This window comes from Wolbachia endosymbiont of Glossina morsitans morsitans, assembly GCF_000689175.1.
GTDB classification, from domain to species: domain Bacteria; phylum Pseudomonadota; class Alphaproteobacteria; order Rickettsiales; family Anaplasmataceae; genus Wolbachia; species Wolbachia pipientis.
This window is the reverse complement of record NZ_AWUH01000048.1, coordinates 1-1703: the sequence shown is the minus strand read 5'-3', so window position 1 is coordinate 1703 and position 1703 is coordinate 1. Positions and strand designations below refer to the sequence as shown.

2 protein-coding genes are annotated in these 1703 nt (G+C 36.8%); both read left to right on the top strand.

Annotated elements, in window-relative coordinates:
* Positions 1-113: 113 nt before the first annotated feature.
* Positions 114-635 carry a cytochrome b gene (locus tag WGMM_RS01225; RefSeq protein WP_038248843.1) on the top strand — a complete coding sequence of 174 codons (522 nt, stop codon included), beginning with the start codon at positions 114-116 and terminating at the stop codon, positions 633-635.
* Positions 636-640: 5 nt separating this feature from the next.
* Complete coding sequence (locus WGMM_RS01220; RefSeq protein ID WP_038248839.1) at positions 641-1669, top strand: NAD(P)H-dependent flavin oxidoreductase; 1029 nt, start codon at positions 641-643, stop codon at positions 1667-1669.
* The last annotated feature ends 34 nt before the right edge of the window (positions 1670-1703 follow it).

Below are 1703 nucleotides of genomic sequence, written 5' to 3'. Positions count from 1 at the left end.
TCGGCTGGGTCGAATTTGTATAGCTACTATTGTCGGTAAATCTAAATTGCTTTAATAATTTTGATTGAAAAATAGTTTTTCTATTATATAAATGCTACTTTAGGGTAATCAAAATGGAAGACGCTAAATATAGCCTAGGTTTAAGGGTTATCCATTGGTTGATGGCTATTTTTATTATCGGTATGCTTTGCTCTGGACTTTATATGAAAAACTTACCACTTAGCAATGAAATTAAGTTCAACATATACGCTATTCATAAGGCTTGCGGTATCACTATTCTTGGATTAGTCATAGTACGCATATTTTTTCGCGTCTTTACTTATGTTCCACCACTTCCAGCAAATTTTTCTCGGTTTGTAATCAATATAAGTAAGGCAGTACACTTTGGTTTATATTCTTTGATGGTGCTAATGCCACTATCTGGCTATGTCATGTCTTCTGCTTCTGGCAAACAGATCAAATATTTTTTTCATATCCCTTTGTTGATTAATCAAAACAAAGATCTAGCTAACACGGCTAACGAGCTGCATTCGATGCTTGCATATTTTATGGTACTCTTTATAATCTTACATACACTTGGCGCCTTAAAACACACATTTATAGATAAACAAAACATTTTTAAACGTATGATATAGGTTATATGTTAAGTAGCCTCTGGAAAAAAGGAACAGATTTTCTTGGCAGTGAGTTTGCTATAATGGGTGGTGCTATGAGCTGGGTTTCAGAGAGAAACTTGGTCTCAGCAATCTCAAACGCTGGTGGTTTTGGTGTGATTGCATGTGGTGCAATGTTCCCAGACTTACTGGAAAAAGAAATCGTAGAGACACAGAAGTTAACTAACAAGCCATTTGGTGTAAATCTAATTACTATGCACCCAAAGTTGAGTGAGTTGATAGATGTGTGTATTGAAACGAAAGTGAGCCATATAGTGCTTGCCAGTGGACTGCCAACAAAGCCTAATATAGAAAAAATCAAGGGTGCAGGCATTAAAGTTATGTGCTTTGCACCAGCATTAAGCCTTGCGAAAAGGTTAGTAAAAATGGGAGTAGATGCATTAATAATAGAAGGAATGGAAGCAGGTGGGCATATAGGTCCAGTTAGTACTTCTGTTCTTGCACAAGAGATATTGCCTCATTTTAAAAATGAACAAATACCAGTGTTTGTTGCAGGTGGAATAGGAAGAGGTGAAATGATAGTTAATTACCTGAAAATGGGAGCAAGTGGCTGTCAAATAGGTACATTATTTGTCTGCACTAATGAGTCAATTGCCCACAAAAATTTTAAGGAAGTGTTTATTAAATCGGCCGCACGTAATACAATACCTTCTGTACAGATAAGTGCTGATTTTCCTGTAATTCCTGTAAGAGCTATAGCCAACAAAGCAAGCGATGACTTCATGAAGCGTCAAAAAGAAGTTATTGATGAATACCAAAAGGGACAGATCTCAAAAGAAGATGGGCAGCTTGAAATAGAAAAGTTCTGGGCTGGAGCTTTAAGAAGGGCAGTGATTGAAGGAGATGTTGAAACAGGATCTTTAATGGCCGGCCAAAGTGTTGGCATGGTTGATAGGGAAAAGCCTGTAAAAGAAGTGATAGATATATTAGTTCAACAAGCAAACAATCATATTGAACGCAAATCTGTAGAAGTAGAAAGCCCAGAAAGCAAATAGTTAAGTGACCTTCCAATAAGCAAGTTACCGCAAT